Annotated in this window: 15 protein-coding genes; 8 read left to right on the forward strand and 7 right to left on the reverse strand. The window is 72.0% G+C overall.

Annotation, left to right across the window (positions count from 1 at the left end):
• Window positions 1–96: 96 nt before the first annotated feature.
• Window positions 97–801, reverse strand: coding sequence for a hypothetical protein (locus ACFYQ6_RS03180; RefSeq protein WP_388760124.1), 705 nt, complete (start codon window positions 799–801; stop codon window positions 97–99).
• 123 nt (window positions 802–924) lie between these two features.
• Between ACFYQ6_RS03180 and ACFYQ6_RS03185 the strand changes: the two genes are divergently transcribed.
• The 3 genes from ACFYQ6_RS03185 to ACFYQ6_RS03195 all read left to right on the forward strand — a co-directional run bounded on the left by ACFYQ6_RS03185 (window position 925) and on the right by ACFYQ6_RS03195 (window position 4,190).
• Window positions 925–1,497, forward strand: coding sequence for a hypothetical protein (locus tag ACFYQ6_RS03185; RefSeq protein ID WP_361571062.1), 573 nt, complete (start codon window positions 925–927; stop codon window positions 1,495–1,497).
• 133 nt (window positions 1,498–1,630) lie between these two features.
• Entirely contained in the window at window positions 1,631–2,668 is a 1,038-nt protein-coding gene (locus tag ACFYQ6_RS03190; RefSeq protein ID WP_361571065.1) for a rod shape-determining protein, read from the forward strand.
• 16 nt (window positions 2,669–2,684) lie between these two features.
• Window positions 2,685–4,190 (forward strand): GAF domain-containing protein, encoded by a 1,506-nt coding sequence (locus tag ACFYQ6_RS03195; RefSeq protein WP_361571068.1) that lies wholly within the window; start codon window positions 2,685–2,687, stop codon window positions 4,188–4,190.
• On the opposite strand, the gene ACFYQ6_RS03200 is transcribed toward ACFYQ6_RS03195, so the two are convergent.
• The gene (locus ACFYQ6_RS03200; protein ID WP_361571071.1) at window positions 4,168–4,599 is read right to left on the reverse strand and encodes an Lrp/AsnC family transcriptional regulator; all 432 of its coding nucleotides are present in this window, start codon (window positions 4,597–4,599) and stop codon (window positions 4,168–4,170) included. The two genes, ACFYQ6_RS03195 and ACFYQ6_RS03200, sit on opposite strands and share 23 nt — an antisense overlap.
• Window positions 4,600–4,828: 229 nt before the next feature.
• Between ACFYQ6_RS03200 and ACFYQ6_RS03205 the strand changes: the two genes are divergently transcribed.
• From ACFYQ6_RS03205 to ACFYQ6_RS03220, 4 genes are all read left to right on the forward strand, one after another.
• A complete protein-coding gene (locus tag ACFYQ6_RS03205) occupies window positions 4,829–5,968 on the forward strand; it encodes an MFS transporter (protein WP_388760923.1) in 1,140 nt (379 codons plus the stop codon).
• A gap of 33 nt (window positions 5,969–6,001) precedes the next feature.
• Complete coding sequence (locus ACFYQ6_RS03210; RefSeq protein ID WP_361571074.1) at window positions 6,002–7,465, forward strand: acyl-CoA synthetase; 1,464 nt, start codon at window positions 6,002–6,004, stop codon at window positions 7,463–7,465.
• Between the two features lie 19 nt (window positions 7,466–7,484).
• The gene (locus ACFYQ6_RS03215) at window positions 7,485–8,816 is read left to right on the forward strand and encodes a carboxyl transferase domain-containing protein (protein WP_361572366.1); all 1,332 of its coding nucleotides are present in this window, start codon (window positions 7,485–7,487) and stop codon (window positions 8,814–8,816) included.
• 78 nt (window positions 8,817–8,894) lie between these two features.
• Window positions 8,895–9,689 carry a VOC family protein gene (locus tag ACFYQ6_RS03220; RefSeq protein ID WP_388760130.1) on the forward strand — a complete coding sequence of 265 codons (795 nt, stop codon included), beginning with the start codon at window positions 8,895–8,897 and terminating at the stop codon, window positions 9,687–9,689.
• A 7-nt stretch (window positions 9,690–9,696) separates the two neighbouring features.
• Here ACFYQ6_RS03220 and ACFYQ6_RS03225 read toward each other — a convergent pair whose 3' ends face one another.
• The 5 genes from ACFYQ6_RS03225 to ACFYQ6_RS03245 all read right to left on the reverse strand — a co-directional run bounded on the left by ACFYQ6_RS03225 (window position 9,697) and on the right by ACFYQ6_RS03245 (window position 16,012).
• On the reverse strand, window positions 9,697–10,965 hold the full coding sequence (locus tag ACFYQ6_RS03225) for an MFS transporter (protein ID WP_361571080.1): 1,269 nt from the start codon (window positions 10,963–10,965) through the stop codon (window positions 9,697–9,699).
• Window positions 10,966–11,451: 486 nt separating this feature from the next.
• Window positions 11,452–12,291: a MerR family transcriptional regulator gene (locus ACFYQ6_RS03230; protein ID WP_361571083.1), complete on the reverse strand. Its 840-nt coding sequence runs from the start codon at window positions 12,289–12,291 to the stop codon at window positions 11,452–11,454.
• Between the two features lie 353 nt (window positions 12,292–12,644).
• Entirely contained in the window at window positions 12,645–13,478 is an 834-nt protein-coding gene (locus tag ACFYQ6_RS03235; protein WP_388760926.1) for an alpha/beta fold hydrolase, read from the reverse strand.
• A 103-nt stretch (window positions 13,479–13,581) separates the two neighbouring features.
• Window positions 13,582–14,421: an alpha/beta hydrolase gene (locus tag ACFYQ6_RS03240; RefSeq protein ID WP_361571086.1), complete on the reverse strand. Its 840-nt coding sequence runs from the start codon at window positions 14,419–14,421 to the stop codon at window positions 13,582–13,584.
• 442 nt (window positions 14,422–14,863) lie between these two features.
• Window positions 14,864–16,012: a serine hydrolase domain-containing protein gene (locus ACFYQ6_RS03245; protein WP_361571089.1), complete on the reverse strand. Its 1,149-nt coding sequence runs from the start codon at window positions 16,010–16,012 to the stop codon at window positions 14,864–14,866.
• A gap of 365 nt (window positions 16,013–16,377) precedes the next feature.
• Here ACFYQ6_RS03245 and ACFYQ6_RS03250 point away from each other — a divergent pair, with 365 nt between their 5' ends.
• Window positions 16,378–19,464, forward strand: coding sequence for a BTAD domain-containing putative transcriptional regulator (locus ACFYQ6_RS03250; RefSeq protein WP_388760135.1), 3,087 nt, complete (start codon window positions 16,378–16,380; stop codon window positions 19,462–19,464).
• Window positions 19,465–19,691: the final 227 nt, after the last annotated feature.

The raw sequence follows: 19,691 nt of genomic DNA on the forward strand, positions 1-19,691 counted from the left end.
CTGAGCCCGGCTGGGCAGCCTCAGGTCCGGGCCGAGTCGCGTGATCCGGCGGACGCGGCACACGGGCGGCCGGGACGGCGTCCGCCACGTCCCGCGTCAGCAGAAGATCCACCACCGGCAGGTCTCGGTGGGGGACGGTGTGGGCTCGGGTTCCTGCGAGGGCTCCGGCGGCGTCGGCTCCGCCGAGGGCGTGCCCGGCTCCGACGGCTCGGCCGGCGACCCGGTCGCGTCCGGGTCCGGCGAGGCCGGCGCCGACGCCGTCACCGGGGCCTGGGCCGACGTGGGTGCGGGCGGGGCCGCCCCGGTCGTCCTCCCGCCGCCTGGACCGTCCGTCGCCGTCGCCTTGGCGGAGTGGGAATCGGTGACCGGCACCACCGTGGGGGCGTCCACCGGACCGGGCTCGCCGGTCTCCGCGCTCGACGAGGCCGAGGGCAGGGCCTCCGTGGCGGAGGACGTCGCCTCGCTCACGTACTCCGACGCGCCGCTGTCACCCCCGGGCTCCATGGCCAGCTCGGCCAGGCTGAGCGCCCCCAGCGCCAGCACCACGCCCGCCACGGTCAGGAGCAGCGCGCGCCCGCGCCTGCGGTGCGTGCGGCGGCCTCGCCGCCGGGAGGCGCCCCGGGCGCGGCGCCGGTGACCGGTGGCGTCGGAGGCCTCCGGGGGCTCGGCGGCGGGTTCCACGTCACGGCCGGGGCGGTCGGCGAGAGCGGCGAAGGGGCTCAGCGCGTCGGCGGGGGTCCCGCAACCGGCGCAGGCCAGCGCCCCGTTGAGGTGCCGTCGGCACGGGTGGCAATAATCCATGGCGCCCGAAGAGTAGACGCGCGCGGAACAACACAGGAAGCCGCGCAGGTGAGGATCCTGTGTGGAATCCGGGACTCCGCCTCGCGGCGCCCGATACGCGCGATGCGCGGCAGGATGGGCCTCATGACCTCTCCCGCCCCGTTCGGTCCGCTCCAGTTCCAGCTCGTCCTGCTGCGCCGGATGGCCGACCACCAGCCGGACCTCGTCGAGGACGCCCGCCACGAACTGAGCGCGTCCCTGGCCGAGATGCGCGAGGCCAACCGGCGCTGGCAGGCCATGCTGCGCGCCCCGCGCGGCCGGGGCGCGCTGCGCCGCTACCGCTCGGTGCTGGGCGAGCCCGAGGCTTCCGTACGCCGCACGGTCGGGGACCTGGAGTGCGACGCCCTGCTGTGGCGGCTCCCGCTCTGGCCGGATCTGCGGTTCGAGGTGATGGCGGGCCCCGGTGGCGCCGTGTGGAACGAATGGCTGGTCCGCGCCCCGGGGGCGGCGGGCCCCGGGCTGCGCACCGCCGCGGACCTCCTGCCCTGGTCCTGCACCGTGGACGAGGTCGCCAGGGCCTTCGAGCCGGCCCGGCCCATGGAGGGCAGTGCGCCGACCCGCTGGGCGCTGGCCTTCACCGACCCGGCGAGCGGGGAGCCGCACGTCGCGGAGTTCACCTGGGGGCTGTTCCAGCGGCTGCTGCCCGGCCGCGCCTGAGATCTGTCGCGCCGTCAGCTACGGGTCCCCCCTACGGCTCACCCAGCGCGCGCCGCTCCCGGCCCGGCGCGACGATGCCAGGAGAGCCGGCTGCCGCCGGTGCCCCCCGTCAGCGCTCTCGGGAGAACCTGCCGTGACCGTCAGTCTCGATCAGTTGCGCCGTTGCCATGTCGCCGTCGATCTCGGGGCCGCGAGGACCCGTGTGTACATCAAGGGAGTGGGACTCGTCGTCGACGAGCCCAGCGTCGCCGCCGTGAACACGCGTACCGGCTCGCTCATCGCCGTCGGCGCGCTCGCCGAGCAGATGACCGGCCGGACACCGGGGTACATCCGGGTGGCCCGCCCGGTCTCCGGCGGAACCGTCGTCGACATCGACATGGCGCAGCGCATGCTGCGCCATCTGCTCGGCGAGAAGCTCAGGCGCCAGCTGCGCCGCAAGCCCCGGCTGCGGGCCGCCGCCTGCGTCCCGCACGAGGCCGATCCGCTGGCCCAGCGGGCGGCCGTGGAGACCCTCGTGGGGCTCGGCGCCCGGCGCGTGGAGCTGGTCGACACGCTGATCGCCGCGGCCGTCGGCTGCGGGCTGCCGGTCGAGCAGCCGACCGCCTCCATGATCATGGTGTGCGGGGCCGCCACCACCCAGATCGCGGTGCTCTCGCTCGGCTCGATCGTGACCGCCGTACGCATCCCGGTCGGCGGCGAGGCCATCGACCACGCGGTGATCCAGCACCTGCGCCAGCACCACGAGCTGATGCTGCCCAGCCAGTCGGTGCGCCCGCTCCAGCTGGCCCTGCGCGGCAACGGCCTGACGCTCAACGGCCCGGCGATGACGGAGATCCACGGCCGCGACGTGGCCACCGGTCTCGCCCGTTCCGTGCAGGTCGACACCGCCGCCGTACGCCAGGCCATCCACACCCCGCTCACGGCGGTGCTCGACGGGCTCGGCAAGGTGCTGCGCGACTGCCCGCCCGACCTGGTGGCCGACATCGCGGACTCCGGGATCATGATGGTCGGCGGCAGCGCCCTGCTGCCCGGACTGGACCAGATGCTGCGGGACGCGACGGGCGTGCCCGTGCACATCGCCGAGCGTCCGGACGTGTGCGCGGTGCTGGGGCTCGGCGCGATGCTGGACGGCACGGTCCAGCCGCTGGTCCTCGCCCCGCTCGCCGGCTGAGGGCCACGGCTCACAGGTGCCCGGGACGGGTCCCGACCTGCGGACCACCCTCCAGCACATCGTGGACACCGCGACGGCGCTGGCCGGGGCGCACCACGGCGCCCTGGCCCTCCTGGACAGCGGGGACCGCCACGTCACCGACCTGTTCACCTCCGGCATGAGCGAAGCGGAACACCGTGACGCGGCCCCGCTCCTGCACGGACGTACGGGAATCCTGGGCGCCCTGGTGGACGACGCGCAGGCGGTGCGCGTCGACGACCTGACGGCCCGCCCGCACCCCGGCGCCCGGCCGTCCGGGGAGCTCCGGCCGCGCTCCTTCATCGGGGCGCCCGTACGGGTGCACACCGAGGTGCTCGGCAGTCTCTGCCTGACCGCGCCGGAGCCCGGCAGCTTCGACGACACGGATCTGGCGCTGCTGCGACTCCTCGCGTCCCAGGCCGCCGCCGCGATCGGCGGCGCGCACCTGTACGAGGCGGCGCGGCAGCGGGAGCACTGGATCGAGGGTGCCGCGGCCGTCACCCGGGCGCTGCTGACGGGGGCGGGCACGACGGACGCCCTGATGACCGTCGCCGAGCGGGCGCGGGTGCTGGCCGGCGCCGCGGCCGGGGTGATCCTCCAGCCGACCGCCGACGGCGGGATGGAGATCGTCGCCGCATCCACCCTCGAGGACCCCGCGGGCCTGATCGGCACCGCCATCGAACCGGGGTCCCCCGTCCTCGTGCAGCTGCTGGGCGGCGAGGAGGTGTTCATCGAGGACTCCGCGACCGACCCCCGGATGACGACCCCCGTGCGCTCCCGCTTCGGTCCGAGCATGATGCTGCCCCTGGAGAGCGGAGGGCGGCTCATCGGCACGCTCGCCCTGCCCAGGGGGCGCGGCGGTGAGCCGTACACGGAGATGGACCGGCAGCTGGCCTCGCAGTTCGCCTCCCAGGCCTCGCTGGCACTGGTGATGGCCGACGCGCAGCACTACCGGGAACAGCTCGCCGTCTACGAGGACCGCGACCGTATCGCCCGCGATCTGCACGACCTGGTGGTCCAGCGGCTGTTCGCGACGGAGATGATGCTGGAGTCGACCCGCCGCAAGGACCTCGCCGGGGACACCGGCACCGCCGAGCTGCTGGCGAAGGCGGTCGACGAGCTGGACTCCACGATCCAGGAGGTCAGGACGGCGATCTTCGCGCTCCAGCAGCCGCCCGCCGAGGCTCCCGCGACCTTCCGCGGCAGGGTGCTGCGGGAGACGGGAGGCGCGGCGGGGGTGCTCGGCTTCCCGCCGTCGGTGCACTTCGCGGGGGCGGTGGACGCCCTGGTCACGGAGCCGGTCGACGGGCAGCTGCTCGAAGCGCTGCGCGGGGCGCTGGCCGCCGTGCGGCGCAGGGCCGGTGTGTCGGCGGTCGAGGTGGAGGTGGACGCGACCGCGCGGCTGCCCGACGGGCGTGCGGCGGTGCGGCTGGTGGTCGCGGACGACGGGCGGGCCGAGGACGGCGGCCGGTCGCCGACGGTCATCTGGCAGGCGCCGCTCTGAGCGCGATCCGCGTGGTGGAGTGCGCGACGCCCGCGTCCTTCTTCAGCCGGCGCAGCAGCGCGTCCAGCGAGGCGGGGTCGGCGGCGGTGGCCCGTACGAGGTAGTCGTGAGCGCCGGTCACGTGCACCACCTCGGTGACGCCGGGCAGGGTGAGCACCGCGCGCTCGAACTGCTCGGTCGTCGTGTCGAGGCGCAGGGACACGTCGATGAAGACGACCAGGCCCGAGCGGGTGTCGGCTGCCGGGTCGATGATGACCGTGAAGCCACGGATCACCCCGTCGCGGCGCATGCGGCGTACGCGGTCGCCCGCCGCGTTGGCGCTGAGTCCCACGCGCACGCCCAGATCGCGGTACGAGATCCGGGCGTCCTCCTGGAGGATGCCGAGGATCTCTCTGTCCAGCCGGTCCATACCGGCGATTGTCGCAGCCCGGGGCCGGAAACGGCGGGTGAGCGGCGCCGGCGCGAGCCGTGGAGGGGGCCTGGGCCCATGGGGCGTCTGCCGTGCGGGGGCCTCCCCGGATGGCTCAGTCCGCCGTGCCCCGTCGGGCTGTCGAGCCTTGACTTGCGGTGTGGAAGCAACTGCCGAGCAGACACCCGCCCCGCACCGGAACCAGTCGGCCGCCTACCGGAATCTGATCATGGCCACGATCGGGTTCACCCTCACCTTCTGGGCCTGGAACCTGATCAGCCCGCTGTCGGGGGACTTCAAGGACCAGCTGGACCTGAGCTCGTTCCAGCAGTCCCTCCTGGTGGCGGTGCCCGTGCTGGTGGGGTCTCTCGGCCGCATCCCGGCGGGCGCGCTGACCGACAAGTACGGCGCGAAGCTGATGTTCCCCGTCGTCTCGGCGCTCACGATCCTCCCCGTGCTCCTGCTCATCCCGGCGAGGGACTCCTACGGGGCGATGCTCGCCGTCGGCTTCCTGCTCGGCCTCGGCGGCACGACCTTCGCGATCGGCATCCCCCTGGTCAACTCGTGGTTCCCGCCCGCGAAGCGCGGCCTCGCGCTCGGGGTCTTCGGGATGGGCATGGGGGGTGTCGCGCTCTCCGGCTACTTCACGCCGCGCATCGCCGAGCACCACGAGAACCTGCCGTTCTTGATCGTCGCCGGAGCGCTCCTGGTGTACTCCCTGCTCGCGGCGGTGCTGATCAGCAACCATCCGGACCGCAAGGTCCCCGCACAGTCGCTGGGCCGTCGGCTAGGTGAGGCCGGCCGACTGCGGGTCACCTGGGAACTCGCCGCGCTGTACGCGATCGGCTTCGGCGGCATCGTGGCGTTCGGGGTGTATCTGCCGACGTATCTGAAGACCTGGTACGAGATGTCGCCGACCGAGGCGGGCACCAAGGCGGCGGGGTTCGCGCTGGTCACCGTCATCTTCCGGCCGATCGGCGGCTGGCTCTCGGACCGGATCCACCCCGCCCTGGTCACGGCCGGGGCGCTGCTGCTGGCCGCGCTGATGGCCATCGTCCAGGCCTTCGACCCGCCGCTGTACCCGCTCGGCACGATCGCGCTGCTCTGCATGGCCGCCGGACTGGGCACCGCGAGCGGCAGTGTCTTCGCGCTGGTGTCCCAGGTGACGCCGCAGGCCAAGGTGGGCAGTGTGACCGGCATCGTCGGCGCGACGGGCGGGCTCGGCGGCTTCGTACCGCCTCTGGTGATGGGCGCGATCTACAGCGCGAAGGATTCGTACTCGATCGGCTTCATGCTGCTCTCCGACCTGGCACTGGCGGGCTCCGTCTACGCGTACGGCCGGATGCGGAACGTCCGGCGGGACGGCTGACCGGGCACGGGGTCACGGCCTAGGGTTCACGGGGTGACCCCTCTTCTGCCCGCGCTGAGCGGAGCGTCGCGCCGGACGGACTCCCCGGAGGCCGTCCGGTTCGGCGAACACGTCCTGACCTATGCCCAGCTGGACGAGGCGTCCGCCTCGCTCGCGGCCCGGATCACGGGAGCGGGACGCGTCGCCGTCTGGGCGACGTCCACCGCCGGGACGGTCGTCGCCGTCGTGGCGGCGCTGCGGGCCGGGGTGCCTGCCGTGCCCCTCAATCCGAGGACCGGCGGGCGCGAGCTCGCGCACATCGTGGCCGACAGCGCGCCCTCGGTGGTGCTGGCCGGCGCGGGTGACGCCCTGCCGTCCGCGCTCGACGGCCTGGAGCGGCTCGACGTCTCCACGGCCACCACGGGCCGGGCCCCGGAATCCGCCTTCTCCGAGCCCTCCGGCGAGTCCCCCGCCCTGGTCGTCTACACCTCCGGCACCACGGGACCGCCGAAGGGCGCCGTCCTCCCCCGCCGGGCGGTCGCCGCGTCACTGGACGCACTGGAGGACGCCTGGGGGTGGACCGGTGACGACGTCCTCGTCCACGCCCTGCCGCTGTTCCATGTGCACGGGCTGATCCTGGGCATCCTGGGCCCGCTGCGCAGGGGCGGCTCCGTGCGTCATCTCGGGAAGTTCTCCGTCGAAGGGGTGGCCCGGGAGCTGCTGTCCGGGGGGACGATGCTGTTCGGCGTGCCGACGATGTACCACCGGCTGGCGGGCGCGCTGGCCGATGCGGCCACCTCCGGGAGCCTCACGAAGGCCCTGGCCGGTGCCCGCCTCCTGGTCTCCGGCTCGGCGGCGCTGCCGGTCCACGACCACGAGCGGATCGCGACGGCCACCGGCCGCCGGGTCATCGAGCGGTACGGGATGACGGAGACCCTGATGAACACGGGTGTACGGGCCGACGGCGCCCCGCGCGCCGGGACGGTCGGGCCGCCGCTGTCCGGCGTCGAGCTGCGGCTCGTGGAGGAGGACGGCAGCGTGCTCCAGGACACCGCGTCGATCGGCGAGATCCAGGTGCGCGGCCCGAACCTCTTCACCGGCTATCTGAACCGGCCGGACGCCACGGCTGCGGCCTTCACCGACGACGGCTTCTTCCGTACGGGCGACATGGCCACGATCGACCCGGACGGTTACGTCCGGATCGTCGGGCGCAAGGCCACCGACCTGATCAAGAGCGGTGGCTACAAGATCGGCGCGGGTGAGATCGAGAACGCGCTGCTGGAGCATCCCGGAGTGCGTGAGGCTGCCGTCACGGGTGAACCCGACGCGGACCTCGGCGAGCGGATCGTCGCCTGGGTCGTGCCTGCCGATCCCGCGTCACCGCCCTCCGACCGGGAGCTGGCGGACCATGTGGCGGAGCAGCTGGCCCCGCACAAGCGCCCGCGCGTGGTGCGTCACCTCGACGCGCTGCCCCGCAACGAGCTGGGCAAGATCATGAAGAGGTCGCTCGGTGGCTGAGGCTCACGGCGAGGGCCGTATGTCGGCACGGGAGGCCGTCGCCGCCGTCACCGGGAGCTTCACGGAACACCGCCCCGCCGCGCGTCCGGCTCCCCCGGACGGGCCGCTCGGCTGGAGCGGTTACGCGCAGTCGAGGGCGCGCGCCTCGGCGCGTACCGGCGAGGAGGAGTCCGTCCTGTACGGGACGGCTGTCGTCGGGGACCGGGAGTGCGTGCTGGTCTCCTTCGAGTTCGGCTTCCTGGGCGGTTCGCTGGGCGGGCACACCGGGGACCTGCTGGAAGCCGCGTACACCCTGGCGCGTGAGCGGCGGCTGCCGCTCGTCTCACTGGTCGCCACCGGGGGCAGCCGGATGCAGGAGGGCATGATCGCGCTGATACAGCTCCAGCGGGTGGCCCGCGCGTCCGCGCTGCTGAGGGCGGCCGGGCTGCCGCAGATCGCGGTGGTGCGGGATCCGACGACCGGGGGTGGCTGGGCCACCCTCGGTGCGGGTGCCGATGTGGTGCTCGCGCTGCCCGGTGCGCAGATCGGGTTCGCGGGCTCCCGCGTGCGGCCCCCCGACGCCGATCCGTACGCCTACACCGCCGAGGGGCAGTGGGCGGCGGGGCAGGTCGACGCGGTCGTGACCCCGGACGAGCTGCCCCGGACGCTGGGCCGCTGGCTGAGCGTGCTGACGGTCGCCGGCCCCGCTGCCGCCGCGCCGGTTCCGGAAGCCCTCTCGGACGCGGAGCTGCCCGCGACCGGCTGGGACGCCGTGGAGCAGGCCCGCTCCCCTGCGCGGCCCCGGGCCGGCGCGTATCTGGACGCCTACTTCGCGTACCGGCTGCCGCTGCACGGTGACCGCTGCGGGGGCTCGGACCCCGGGATGCTCTGCGGGATGGGGATGCGGGACGGCCGGCCGGTGGCGTACGCCGCCCAGTGCGGTACCGCGACCCGGCCGGCCGGCTACCGCACGGCGGCCCGCGTCATCCGGCTCGCCGGCCGGCTCGGCATCCCCGTACTGACGCTGGTCGACACCCCTGGCGCGGCCAACGACGCGGAGGCGGAGCGGGCGGGGGCGGGCGCGGCCATCGCCGAGGCGTTCGCCGCGGTCGCGGCGGCCGGGGTCCCGGTGACCACCCTGGTGATCGGCGAGGGCGGGTCGGGCGGGGCACTGGCCCTCGCGGCTCCGGGCAACACCCATGTGACGGCGGACAGTTACTTCTCGGTGATCGCACCGGAACTGGCGGCGGCGATCCTCAAGCGCGGCCCCGAGGAGGTGCGGGCCACCGCCGGCCAGCTGCGGCTGCGCCCCCAGGACCTCGTGGACCTCGGCGTGGCGCGCTCGGTCGTCGGACACGCCGGGCCCCGGTGAGGCAGTTCGACGCGCCGGGGCGGTGACCTTTGGCTAGCGTGGCGGGAAGCCTCCGACACAGGAAGAGGGGTCCGCACCATGGCCGCACCGTCCGAGGGAACTCCGTGCTGGGCCGACGGGACGTTCGGCGACCTGGAGGGGGCGAAACGCTTCTACGGCGAGCTCCTGGGCTGGACGTTCGGCGAGTCGATGCCCGAGTACGGCGGATACACGCAGGCGCATGTGGACGGCAAGGCGGTCGCCGCGCTCTCGCCTCCCCCTCCGGGCCAGGACGCCCCCTCCGCCTGGTGCCTGTATCTCGCGTCGCCGGACGCCGCCGCCACGGCCGGAAAGATCCGCGAGCAGGGGGGCGAGGTGCTCGTCGAGCCCATGCAGGTCGGCGGTTTCGGCACGATGGTGCTGGCACGCGACCCCGGTGGGACGGCCTTCGGGGTGTGGCAGGCAGGCAGCCACGAGGGCTTCCAGGCGCAGACGGTGCCCGGCGCCTACAACTGGGCCGAGATCTACACCCGGGACCCGGAGAAGGCGGACGCCTTCTTCCCGGCCGTGTTCGGTTACGGGGTGAAGCACCTTGAGGACGACGCGATCGACTTCTCCCTCTACGACCTGGGCGCGGACCCCGTGCTCGGCCGCATGAGGATGACCGACTTCCCGCCCGAGGTGCCGGCCCACATGAACGTCTACTTCACCGTCCCGGACTGCGACGCCGCGGTGGAGAAGGCCAAGTCCCTCGGGGGGACCCTCGGTTTCGGCCCCTTGACCATCCCCTTCGGGCGGTTCGCCTACCTGAGGGACCCGCAGGGCGCGGTGTTCTCGGTGATCGACGTCCACACGACCGGCGGCGAGATGCCGGAGTTCACCGAACAGCCCTGACCCTCGCCTACGGCTGCGGATCGCGCGCGTCGTAGCGTGTGAACCCGCGCCCGCGCAGCCCGAGCAGACACACCACCAGGAGGCAGGCGAGCCCGCCCCCGGTCACCGCCACGGTGGGGGACGTGAGGTCGGCGACGGATCCGGCCACCAGATCGCCGAGCCGGGGGCCGCCCGCCACGACGACGATGAACACCCCCTGGAGCCGGCCGCGCATCTCGTCGGGCACCGCCGCCTGGAGCATGGTGTTGCGGAAGACCATCGACACGGAGTCCGCGCACCCGGCGAGCGCGAGCATGACCAGGCCGAGCCACAGCTGCCGGGTGAGCCCGAACACGGCGATGGCGCCGCCCCAGCAGGCGACGGCGACCAGCACCGCGAGCCCGTGCCGGTGGATCCGGCCGAGCCACCCGGAGAACACGCTGCCGAGCAGCGCGCCCAGCGCAGGGGCGGCGACCAGCAGCCCGGTGGTCTTGGCGTCGCCGCCGAACCAGACCACGGCGACCACGGGGAACAGCGCGCGCGGGTGGGCCAGCACCATGGCGCTCAGGTCGCTGACGAAGGTCATCCGCAGGTTGGGCCTGGTGCCGAGGAAGCGCAGCCCGTCCAGGACGGAAGCCCTCTTGGCGGCCTTCTCCCCCTCCCCCCGGACCGGCAGCATCGAAGGGAGCCGCCACATCGCGTACAGCGAGGCGGTGAAGGTGACGGCGTCGACGGTGTACGCCGCCTTGTAGCCCCACCACCCGACGATCAGCCCTCCGAGCATGGGCCCGGCCAGGCCGCCCGTGGTGGAGGTCATGGCGTTGAGCGCGTTCGCGGCGGGCAGCTGTTCGGGAGGCAGCAGCCGGGCGATCATCGAACTGCGGGCCGGTGAGTTGAGCGCGAAGCACACGGCCTGGAGGGCGACGACGACGTAGAGCAGCGCCACGTTCTCGACCCCGGCGAAGGTCACGGCGGCCAGCAGAACGGAGAGCAGGAACGAGCCGCCCGCGCTGAAGAGGCCCAGCTTGCGCCGGTCGACGGTGTCGGCGACCGCTCCGCTGTACAGCCCGAGGAGCACCAGCGGCACGAGGGAACAGAGGCCGATCAGCCCGACGGAGAAGGCGGACCGGGTGATGTCGTAGACCTGGAGCGACACGGCCAGCGCCGTCATGCCCTGACCGACCCAGGTCACCGTGTTCCCGAACCAGAGCCGCCGGTAGTCGGGCGAGGCACGCAGCGGCGTCAGGTCGGCGAGTATGCGCGTGCGGGGTACACGTGGTTCGGCTGTTTCGGTCACAGGGGATGGTAACGACCGGGCCCGGGAGCCGGTCGGGCAGCCGCCGTGAGGGCTGGGACATCCGTGGGCCGCCTGGGTCCCGGCCGTCCTCGCCGCGCCGGACCGGGCGCGAGGTCCGGGCCGGACCGGGCGGTGGCCGGATCTCGAACAGGCGCCCGGACGGCGTCTCCCGGCCCGCCTTCGGTGAGACCCCCAGGTCATCGACCCGGAGAGAGAGAAAGGGTCACTCCAAGCTCCAGAGCCCGGTCGGCCGCACCTTCCGGCAACGGCACGCGAGCGACTCCGATCGCCTGTCGACGAGTGACGGGGGGATCTCGGACTTGAGGGGTGGGGGGCAAGAGGCCGACCTGCGGCGGACGACGCCGTGGGGCGCCGCGTCGGGCCGTACGTCCTGGAGCGAGACGCGTTCCGAGGCACTCGGGCGCCGGGGAACCGGAGCTCTGCGTCCCGGGCAGCCCCGCAGAGACAGCGACGGCCGTCCTGAGGTCACTCGACGCCGCTCGGCTCACGCAACTCACTTACGGCCACGGCAGTTTCGACCCCGTCGGGGTGCAGCAGATGACGCATACGGGAGGTGTCGGCGTAGGCGGCGTCCAAGGGGTACGTGAGGAGACGCGAGAGCGCAGTGCCGTGCTTGGCCATCGAGCTCTTGCCCGGCATGAAGATCACCAGCTCGTCCCGGGGCTCGAACGTTCCCACCTCGATGTCGGCAGGCAGAGACGCCAACGTCTTTTCGTCCGCCGCAACGGGGACTCCGACCAGCCAGTACGGTCCCTCGTCCGCGAGGCTTCGGCTCTTCTGCTCCGGGGCCTCGGCGGCCAGGGTTCGCCAGGGTGTCCCGGCGACCACGGCTCCGTACGACTCCACGGTCCTCACCACATCCTGAACAGCGGAAGTGACCGCGGCGTCGGCCGCATTCCAGTCGTACCGGTTGCGCCCGGCCGGGTGCGGCACCAGCTTCGACGCCACGGTCATCCCGCCCGCGTGGCGCAGAACGACCTCGGGAGGCGACGCGAGCAACTCACCCGCGTCTCTGATGTCCTCGTCCTGGGTCCGGCGCTGCTCTCGCACCTCCGTCACGTGCTGCCGCAGGAGGGTCAGTGCCTCGGCAGGTTGGTCGAGAGCGCGTCGGACGAGCGTCACGCTCATGCCTGTGCCGCGCAGCACGGTGATCAGCATGGCCCGTTCGACCTGCCCGAACGAGTAGGAGCGGTAACCGGTCCGCCCGTCGACATCAGCCGGAACGAGCAGGCCTTCGGCGTGGTAGTACCGAAGTGTCTGCGGCGGCAGGTCACACATCTCGCTGAAATCACCGATCGACAACATGCTGCCATCCTCGGCCTTGCAGTGGCTGCAAGGTCCAGTGTCGGGCCCGAGCCCTGTTTCTTCGCGGTGACCGCTGTGGCGCCCTGCACGCGGCCGGTGCTGTCACCGGCGAGACGCCCGCCCAGCGGTGTGGGCGGGCGTCTCGTGTCGGAGGGCCGGGCCGGACAACGCCCCTGGCCGGCCGCCCGGTTGTGCCGCTGTCATGATGCGCGTCGGTCACTGTCGTCGGCTCGACGGCATGCTTCGCGCGGTTCACGGTCCTGCCGTGCCGCAGTGGGAGTACGGCTCGGCTTCCCGTGCAGGGCGTAACCGGCCGCGTGCCGCCTCGCGGCCGGTGAGGCACCGGCCGCCGGTCACTTGGCGAGGAACGCGAGGAGGGCGTCGGTGACTTCCTGGGCGTGGGTCCACAGCAGGCCGTGGGGGGCGCCGTCGATGACGACGTAGTCGGCCTGCGGGAGTGCCTGGTGGAAACGTTCTCCGGTGGCCTCGATGGGCAGGATGCGGTCGGCGGTGCCGTGCAGGATGAGAGTCGGTACGTCGATCTTGGGCAGGTCGGCACGGAAGTCGGTGGACCAGGTGGCCACGCAGGCCAGGGAGGCGTACGAGGAGGCGCCGGCGGCGACGTTCCAGCTGTTGCGGACGGCTTCCTCGCTGATGCGGGTGCCGAGGTTCTCGTCGAGGTTGTAGAAGTTCTCGTAGAACTCGGTGAAGTAGGCGTAGCGGTCGGCGGTGACGGCACCTTCGATGTCCTTGAAGATCGTGCCGTCGACGCCGCCGGGGTTGTCGTCGGTCTTCAGGAGGAACGGTTCCAGCGAGGCGAGGAACGCGGCCTTGGCGACCCGGTCGGAGCCGTAGGTGCCCAGGTAACGGCCGACCTCGCCGGTGCCCATGGAGAAGCCCACCAGAACGACGTCGTCGAGGTCGAGGGTCTCCAGGACGACGTTCAGGTCGGCGGCGAAGGTGTCGTAGTCGTAGCCGGTGGTGGGCTGGCTGGAGCGGCCGAAACCGCGCCGGTCGTAGGTGATCACGCGGTAGCCGGCCGACAGGAGCGCGGCGGACTGCTTCTCCCAGGAGTGGCCGTCGAGCGGGTAGCCGTGGATCAGCACGACCGGCTGCCCCGTGCCGTGGTCCTCGTAGTACAGCTCGATCGGGGTGGAGTTTTCCTGGTCGACGGTGATGAACGCCATGGTGGTCACTGCCCTTCGGTGTGGATGCGTCTGCGGGTGAAGTGCCCTGTCGGGCACGGCTGTGCGGTGAGGTGCGCGATGAGCGGCAGGGAGGAGCCGTCGGTCATCGGACCGTGCGGGCCGCCTGCTCGACGATGCGGGTGACGGCTTCGGGGCGGGATACGGATACCGCGTGCGACGCGTCGATGGTCGTCGTGCGGGCCTTGGCGCGGGCCGACATGAAGCGCTGCGCGGCCACAGGGATGTTGTGGTCCTCCGTGGTGACCAGCGACCAGGAGGGGATCGTCTTCCATGCGGCCTCGGTGGACTTCTCCTCCAGCGCGGCGGCGGCGACCGGACGCTGGCCGGCAGCCATGAGCCCGGCCTTGTCCGCCGGCACGTCCGCGGCGAACTGGCTACGGAACTTCTCGGGCTTGATGTACACGTCCGCGCCGTGGCCGCCGTCGGGCAGGGAGTAGTCGACGGACTCGACGGCCTCGCCGAGGGTGCTGCCGGGGAACTTGTTCGTCAGTCCGATCGAGCTCTCGCCCGCGTCGGGAAGGAAGGCCGCGATGTAGACCAGAGCCTTCACCTTGTCCTCGAGGCCCGCGGCGGCCTGACTGATGACGGTACCGCCGTAGGAGTGGCCGACGAGGACCACCGGCCCGTCGATGTGGTCGAGGACGCTGCGCAGGTAGGCGGCATCGGTCGTCGGACCGCGCAGGGGGTTGGCGGCGGCCACAACCGGGTAGCCGGCGCGCTGGAGCCGGGCGACGACACCGTCCCAGCTCGCGGCGTCGGCGAACGCTCCGTGCTCCAGCACGATCGTCGGACGTGGCGCGTGGTGGGGCGTCGCGCCGGCTGTACCCGGCAGGGTGACTGCGGCGACGGACAGGCCTACGGCCGCGGTGACACCGAGCAGCGTGGATCTGCGGCTCGGACGGGCCGGGCGGGTGATGCGCATCGTGGAGTCCCTCTTGGTCGGTTGCTGTTGACGGCCCTCGACGGACCGTGCGGGCGAAGTGAACCGGTGTGTCCGGGGAAGGAGGCACCGCACTGCTTCGCCGGTGCGTGAGTTGACCTGCGTCCGTCTGCGCCAGGTGATCGGCGCGGCGCGGACCGCTGGTGGGCAGGCGACAGCGGCACGAGAGCGGCTGTCGGGCTGCGGACCGATGTGGTCCTGAAGCATCGCCCTCGTCCACCAGGAGCGGGGCGTCCTTCGTCCTGTTCTACGAGGGGAGGACCGGACCGGTTCACCCGATGACGGGCTGTTCGTCCGCAATCAACCGGGCGCTTCCGAGGGATCCATGGCACCACCCGGAATCGGCACAGCGACCCACCGGTCGACAGGACCGCAGACCCGGCCTCCGGCCGACCCGGGGTCGGTGTCGGGGGTCCACTGCGCCTCAGTCGGTGGATTCGAGGACTTCGTAGACACGCTTGATGTAACTGTGGGTGCGCTCCGAACCAAGGATCCCGTCGCCCACCCGGTTCATCATGTACGCGAACGTGACCCGCCGGTCGAGGTCCATCATGACGACGGAACCACCCCGGCCGACCCAGAAGCACACTCTTCCGGTGGGCATGTGCGGCATCGTCCTCGGGTCTGCGAGCGCGAAGCCGACGCCCCAGCGGACGGGGACGCCCAGGAACAGGTCGACTCCGTCGGCCTGTACGTCGAACACCTTGTCCACCGTCTCCGCGGAGAGAAGCCGGAGGCCGTTCACCTGGCCGCGCCGTGAGATGACGGACAGGGCACGGGCCATGCCTCGTGCGTTTCCGTGTCCGTTCACGGCTCCGAGTTCGGCGGCCCGCCACTGCGGGGTGTCGACGTGCTCGTCACGGGCGGGGCTTCCGAGCAGCGTCCTGGTGAAGATCCCATCGGGGTCGAGGCCGGTGGGTATACCGGAGAGCTGCGAGGGGGCCACCAGGCCGGCGATACGCGGCCAGTCGGCCCGGCGGGCCCCGATCTGGACATCGGCTCGTGCCGGCTCGGCGATCTCGGTGTCGACGAACTCCCTCAGGGTGCGGCCGCTGACCCGCCGGACCAGCTCTCCGACCAGCTGTCCCTGGGTCTGCACGTGGTAGCCCGAAGCGGAGCCCGGCTCCCACCAGGGCGCCTGCGCGGCGAGCCGGGCACTAGCGGTGGGCCAGTCGTACAGGTCCTCCACGGTGAAGGGCTGCTGCCAGCCCGAAAGTCCCGAGGTGTGGGCCAGGACGTGCCGCACCTCGATGTGCTCCTTGCCCTGGGCAGCGAACTCGGGCCAGTAGTGCGCGACCGGGCGGTGCAGGTCCAGTGCGCCCCGGTCGACGAGAACCAGGGCCGCGAGACTGGTGAGAGTCTTCGTGGTCGACCACATGCTGACCAACGTGTCCCGGTGCCACGGCAGGGTCCGCGCCGCGTCCGCGTGGCCACCCCACAGATCGACTTCCATGACTCCGTCCACGTCGACGGCGATCGACGCCCCCAGCTCCTCGCCGGCTTCGAGGTTCTCCGCCAGCGCCGCTCGGACCGGTTCGAACCGGTCGGTGCTCGTTCCCTCGACGATGCCCATGCTCTTCTCCACTCCGGATGACAACCGTTCGACCTCTCAACGGAATGAAGGTCACACCGGTTCACGCATCGTTGCAGTTCACGACATCTCTCGACTTGTCAGGCCGACACATCCCCCAGGTGACGCATCCTGTCGCCGGAAGACGTCCTGCTAATGTCCTGTCCGAATGTGCGGGAAGCGGACAACGGAGTCCTCGTCGCTCCCGTCCTCAGCGCCACCGCCACAACAGTCCTGCAGGCGTTCGGTGGGGTCGCGTGCGTCTTCCGTCATCGCGCGAACAGGGCACCCATGTGCCGGGCTCCGGTCAGGTACGTGCCCCAGAGGTGACGCCGTCAAGTGAGGTTCTGGTGGGTACGGTGACAGCTGTGGGGCAAGGCCTTGACTTCGGACTGCTGGGTCCGCTGGAGGTGCGGCGGGCGGGGGCCGTACTGGACCCGGGCCGACGCAGGCAGCGGCTGCTGCTGATTCGGCTGCTGCTCGCCGACGGCCGGGCGGTCTCGCCGCAGACGCTGTGCGAGGAACTGTGGCCACAGCAGCCGGGACGGGCACCGGACGCAGCGCTGGGTTCCCTGCACGCCCACATCAGCAAGATACGCGCGGTCCTGGAACCCCAGCATCTTCGCCGCCAGGGCGCCTTCGAGGTGCTGGTCACCGAACCCCTGGGCTATGCCCTGCGTGTGGCGCCCGAGAACCTTGACACCGTGCGCTTCGAGCGCTCCGTCGCCCGAGCACACCGGTTCATGGACCAAGGCAGTCCTGATCGCGTCGTGGACGAGGCCCGTAAGGCCCTGGACATGTGGCGCGGCACTGCGTTCGCCGACGCCGCGCACCACCTGTTCGCCGCCCAGGAGACAGCACGCCTGGAAGAGCTTCGGCAGACCACGCGCGAAGTCCGTGCCACTGGCCTGCTTCTGCGAGGCCGGATCACCGAAGCCCTGCACGCGGCGCAGGAGATGACCGCACAGCACCCCCTACGGGAAACCGGCTGGGCCCTGCTGCTGCGAGCCCTGTACCTGGCCGGACGGCACCCCGAAGCGCTGCAGCGCTACACCGACCTGCGCAGGCACCTGGCCGACGAGCTCGGCCTCGAACCCGGTCCCGCACTGCGCGCCTTGCACCAGGGCATCCTCCACCATGACCTGCCGCCCCTGATCCCGGGCGACCGGACGTATGACACGGTGCCCCAGGGCGGCCGCCACCCGAGCCGGACCATCACGACAGAGACGCCGGGCGGGGGCGAGCCAACCTCGCCGACCGCACCGGCCGCCGACCGGTCCGACCACGCGGAAGCCGAGTCCGGGGCACGTGGTGCAGCGGTCGCGGACGGCGGGAGAGCAGCTGATCTCCCTCTGCCCTCGGCACGTCCGGCGCAGCTACCGCGTAGCCTGCCGGTGTTCGCGGGACGAGCGGCCGAAGGTGCGTGGCTGTCCGCCGTCGGCGGTGCACCGGACCGCCCCGGGCCCGTCATCGCCCCCGCCGTGGTCATCAGCGGTACACCCGGTGTCGGCAAAACGACCTTCGCCGTGCACCACGCACACCGCGTCGCCTCCTCGTTCCCCGACGGGCAGCTCTTCGTCAATCTGCGAGGGTTCCACCCGCACGCGTCCGCCGTCGAACCCGGTACCGCCCTGCACGGCTTCCTCACCGCCCTGGGCGTCCCCGCCCCGCGCATCCCCGAGGACACCGCCGACCGCAGCTCGCTCTTCCGCAGCCTCCTCGCCGACAGGAAGATCCTCCTCGTCCTGGACAACGCCCGCGACGAGCAGCAGGTACGCCCTCTGCTTCCCGCAGGAGCGGGCTGCCTCACCCTGATCACCAGCCGCAACCAGCTTCCCGGTCTCATCACCACCGACGGTGCCAAGCCCCTACGGCTCGCGCTGCCCTCACCTACCGAGGCGCACGAGGCCCTCGAACGACGTCTGGGAACCGAACGGCTCGCGGCCGAGCCCACCGCCGCGGCCGACATCATCCGTCTGTGCGGACGGCTTCCCCTGGCCATGGCCGTGGTCGCGGCCCGCGCGGAACTCGACCCCTCGCTCCCCCTCCACGCCGTGGTCGACGACCTCCGCCACACCCACGGCGGACTCGAAGCATTCACCGGCTCCGACACCACCACCGACGTGCGCACCGTCTTCTCCTGGTCCTACCAGTCACTGGATGAGCACGCCGCCCGGCTCTTCCGCCTGCTGGCCCTGCACCCCGGCCCCCACATCACCGCCCCCGCCGCAGCCAGCCTCGCCGGCCTTTCCCTCTCCCGGACGCGCCGTGCACTCGCCGAACTGCTCAGCTCGTGCCTCGTGGAACAGCCGCTGCCCGGTCGCTACAGCCTGCACGACCTCCTGCGCGGCTACGCCACCGAGCTCACTCACACCCACGACACCGACCAGGGGCGCCATCAGGCCACTCTCCGGGGCCTGGACCACTACATGTTCACCGCCTGCGAGGGGAACCGGTTCCTCAAGCAGGACATATCGCACGACCTCGAACTCGGTGAACCCCACTCGGGTGTCAGGCCGGAAGAACTCACCACCGCCACGCAGGCGGCCCGATGGTTCACCGCCGAACAGGCCGTACTGACCGGAATGCTCCACACCGCCGTCAGTCAGAAGCTCGACGATCACATCACCGGGCTCGCCTGGTCGCTCAAGGAGTACCTCAACCGTCAGGAGTTCTGGCCCGAGGCCATCGCCGCACTGGCTCCCGCCCTCGAAGTGGCCCGGCGTCGCAACGACTCCCTCGAAGAGGGCCGTTGCCTACGGCACCTGGGTGGCATCCACGGCTACCTCGGCCATCAGGAACAAGCTCTGCACCAACTGCACCATGCGACAGCGATCTTCGAAGAGCTCGACGACATCGGTGAACAGGCACGGGCCCACTACGTCACGGCCTGTGCGCTGTTCCTGTTCGGGCGGACAGCGGAAGCCGTGGCAGCCTCCGAGCGGGGGCTGGAACTCTCTCGGGAGACAGGCGAAGAGCTGTGGCTGGCCGAGTGCCTCCTCGAGCTCGCCTGGTTCCACTCCAACCTGGGGAACCTCGAGAAGAGCCTTCTGTACAGCGAGGAGGGCATCGCCTTGTTCCACCGTCTCGACGCCCGCTGGCAGCTTGCCCAGGCGTGGGACATCCTGGGCCACAACCTCCGCCTGCTCGGCCGCTACGAGGACTCGGTAACGACCTACCAGCGGGCGTCGAAGGCGTTCGGGGAACTGGGAGACCACAGGAACGCCATCGGCACGCTGATGCGGCTCGGCGACACCCGGCTCTCCATGGGCGACCGGGAAGGCGCGCGGACGGACTGGGTACAGGCCCTCGAAGACGCTGAGGCGCGGGAGATGGCACTCAGCGCTCAGCAGGTCCGTGACCGGCTCACCGCCCTCGACATGGACGAGGACCCCCCGCCCACCGTCTCGGAGAGAGCGGTCGGGAAGCACAAGCTCCCCCGTTCCGAGAGGTGAGGGTCCTGCGCTCTGAGCCCTGGCATTGATCACGGACGCTCCTCATTCATTTCGTGACGGGGCACACTCGCCGGGAACCAGACCTGGGCCCGCTCATGACCCGCGGACGACCGAAGCGGTCCTCGCCCGACACCGGGTGCGCAAGGAGAGGGGCGTCTCGCAGAACCATCCCGCGGGCCGCGTGCGGATGCCACGCCGGGCAGGCCCGGCTCACGGACGGTACCGGG

The sequence above is a fragment of the Streptomyces sp. NPDC005494 genome (assembly GCF_042872025.1).
Taxonomy (GTDB): Bacteria; Actinomycetota; Actinomycetes; order Streptomycetales; family Streptomycetaceae; genus Streptomyces.

Coding starts and splice junctions, on each gene's coding strand:
- ACFYQ6_RS03180 (WP_388760124.1), bottom strand. CDS start 801: ATGGATTATTGCCACCCGTGCCGACGGCACCTCAACGGGGCGCTGGCC.
- ACFYQ6_RS03185 (WP_361571062.1), top strand. CDS start 925: ATGACCTCTCCCGCCCCGTTCGGTCCGCTCCAGTTCCAGCTCGTCCTG.
- ACFYQ6_RS03200 (WP_361571071.1), bottom strand. CDS start 4,599: ATGGACCGGCTGGACAGAGAGATCCTCGGCATCCTCCAGGAGGACGCC.
- ACFYQ6_RS03205 (WP_388760923.1), top strand. CDS start 4,829: ATGGCCACGATCGGGTTCACCCTCACCTTCTGGGCCTGGAACCTGATC.
- ACFYQ6_RS03215 (WP_361572366.1), top strand. CDS start 7,485: ATGTCGGCACGGGAGGCCGTCGCCGCCGTCACCGGGAGCTTCACGGAA.
- ACFYQ6_RS03220 (WP_388760130.1), top strand. CDS start 8,895: ATGGCCGCACCGTCCGAGGGAACTCCGTGCTGGGCCGACGGGACGTTC.
- ACFYQ6_RS03230 (WP_361571083.1), bottom strand. CDS start 12,291: ATGTTGTCGATCGGTGATTTCAGCGAGATGTGTGACCTGCCGCCGCAG.
- ACFYQ6_RS03235 (WP_388760926.1), bottom strand. CDS start 13,478: ATGGCGTTCATCACCGTCGACCAGGAAAACTCCACCCCGATCGAGCTG.
- ACFYQ6_RS03240 (WP_361571086.1), bottom strand. CDS start 14,421: ATGCGCATCACCCGCCCGGCCCGTCCGAGCCGCAGATCCACGCTGCTC.
- ACFYQ6_RS03245 (WP_361571089.1), bottom strand. CDS start 16,012: ATGGGCATCGTCGAGGGAACGAGCACCGACCGGTTCGAACCGGTCCGA.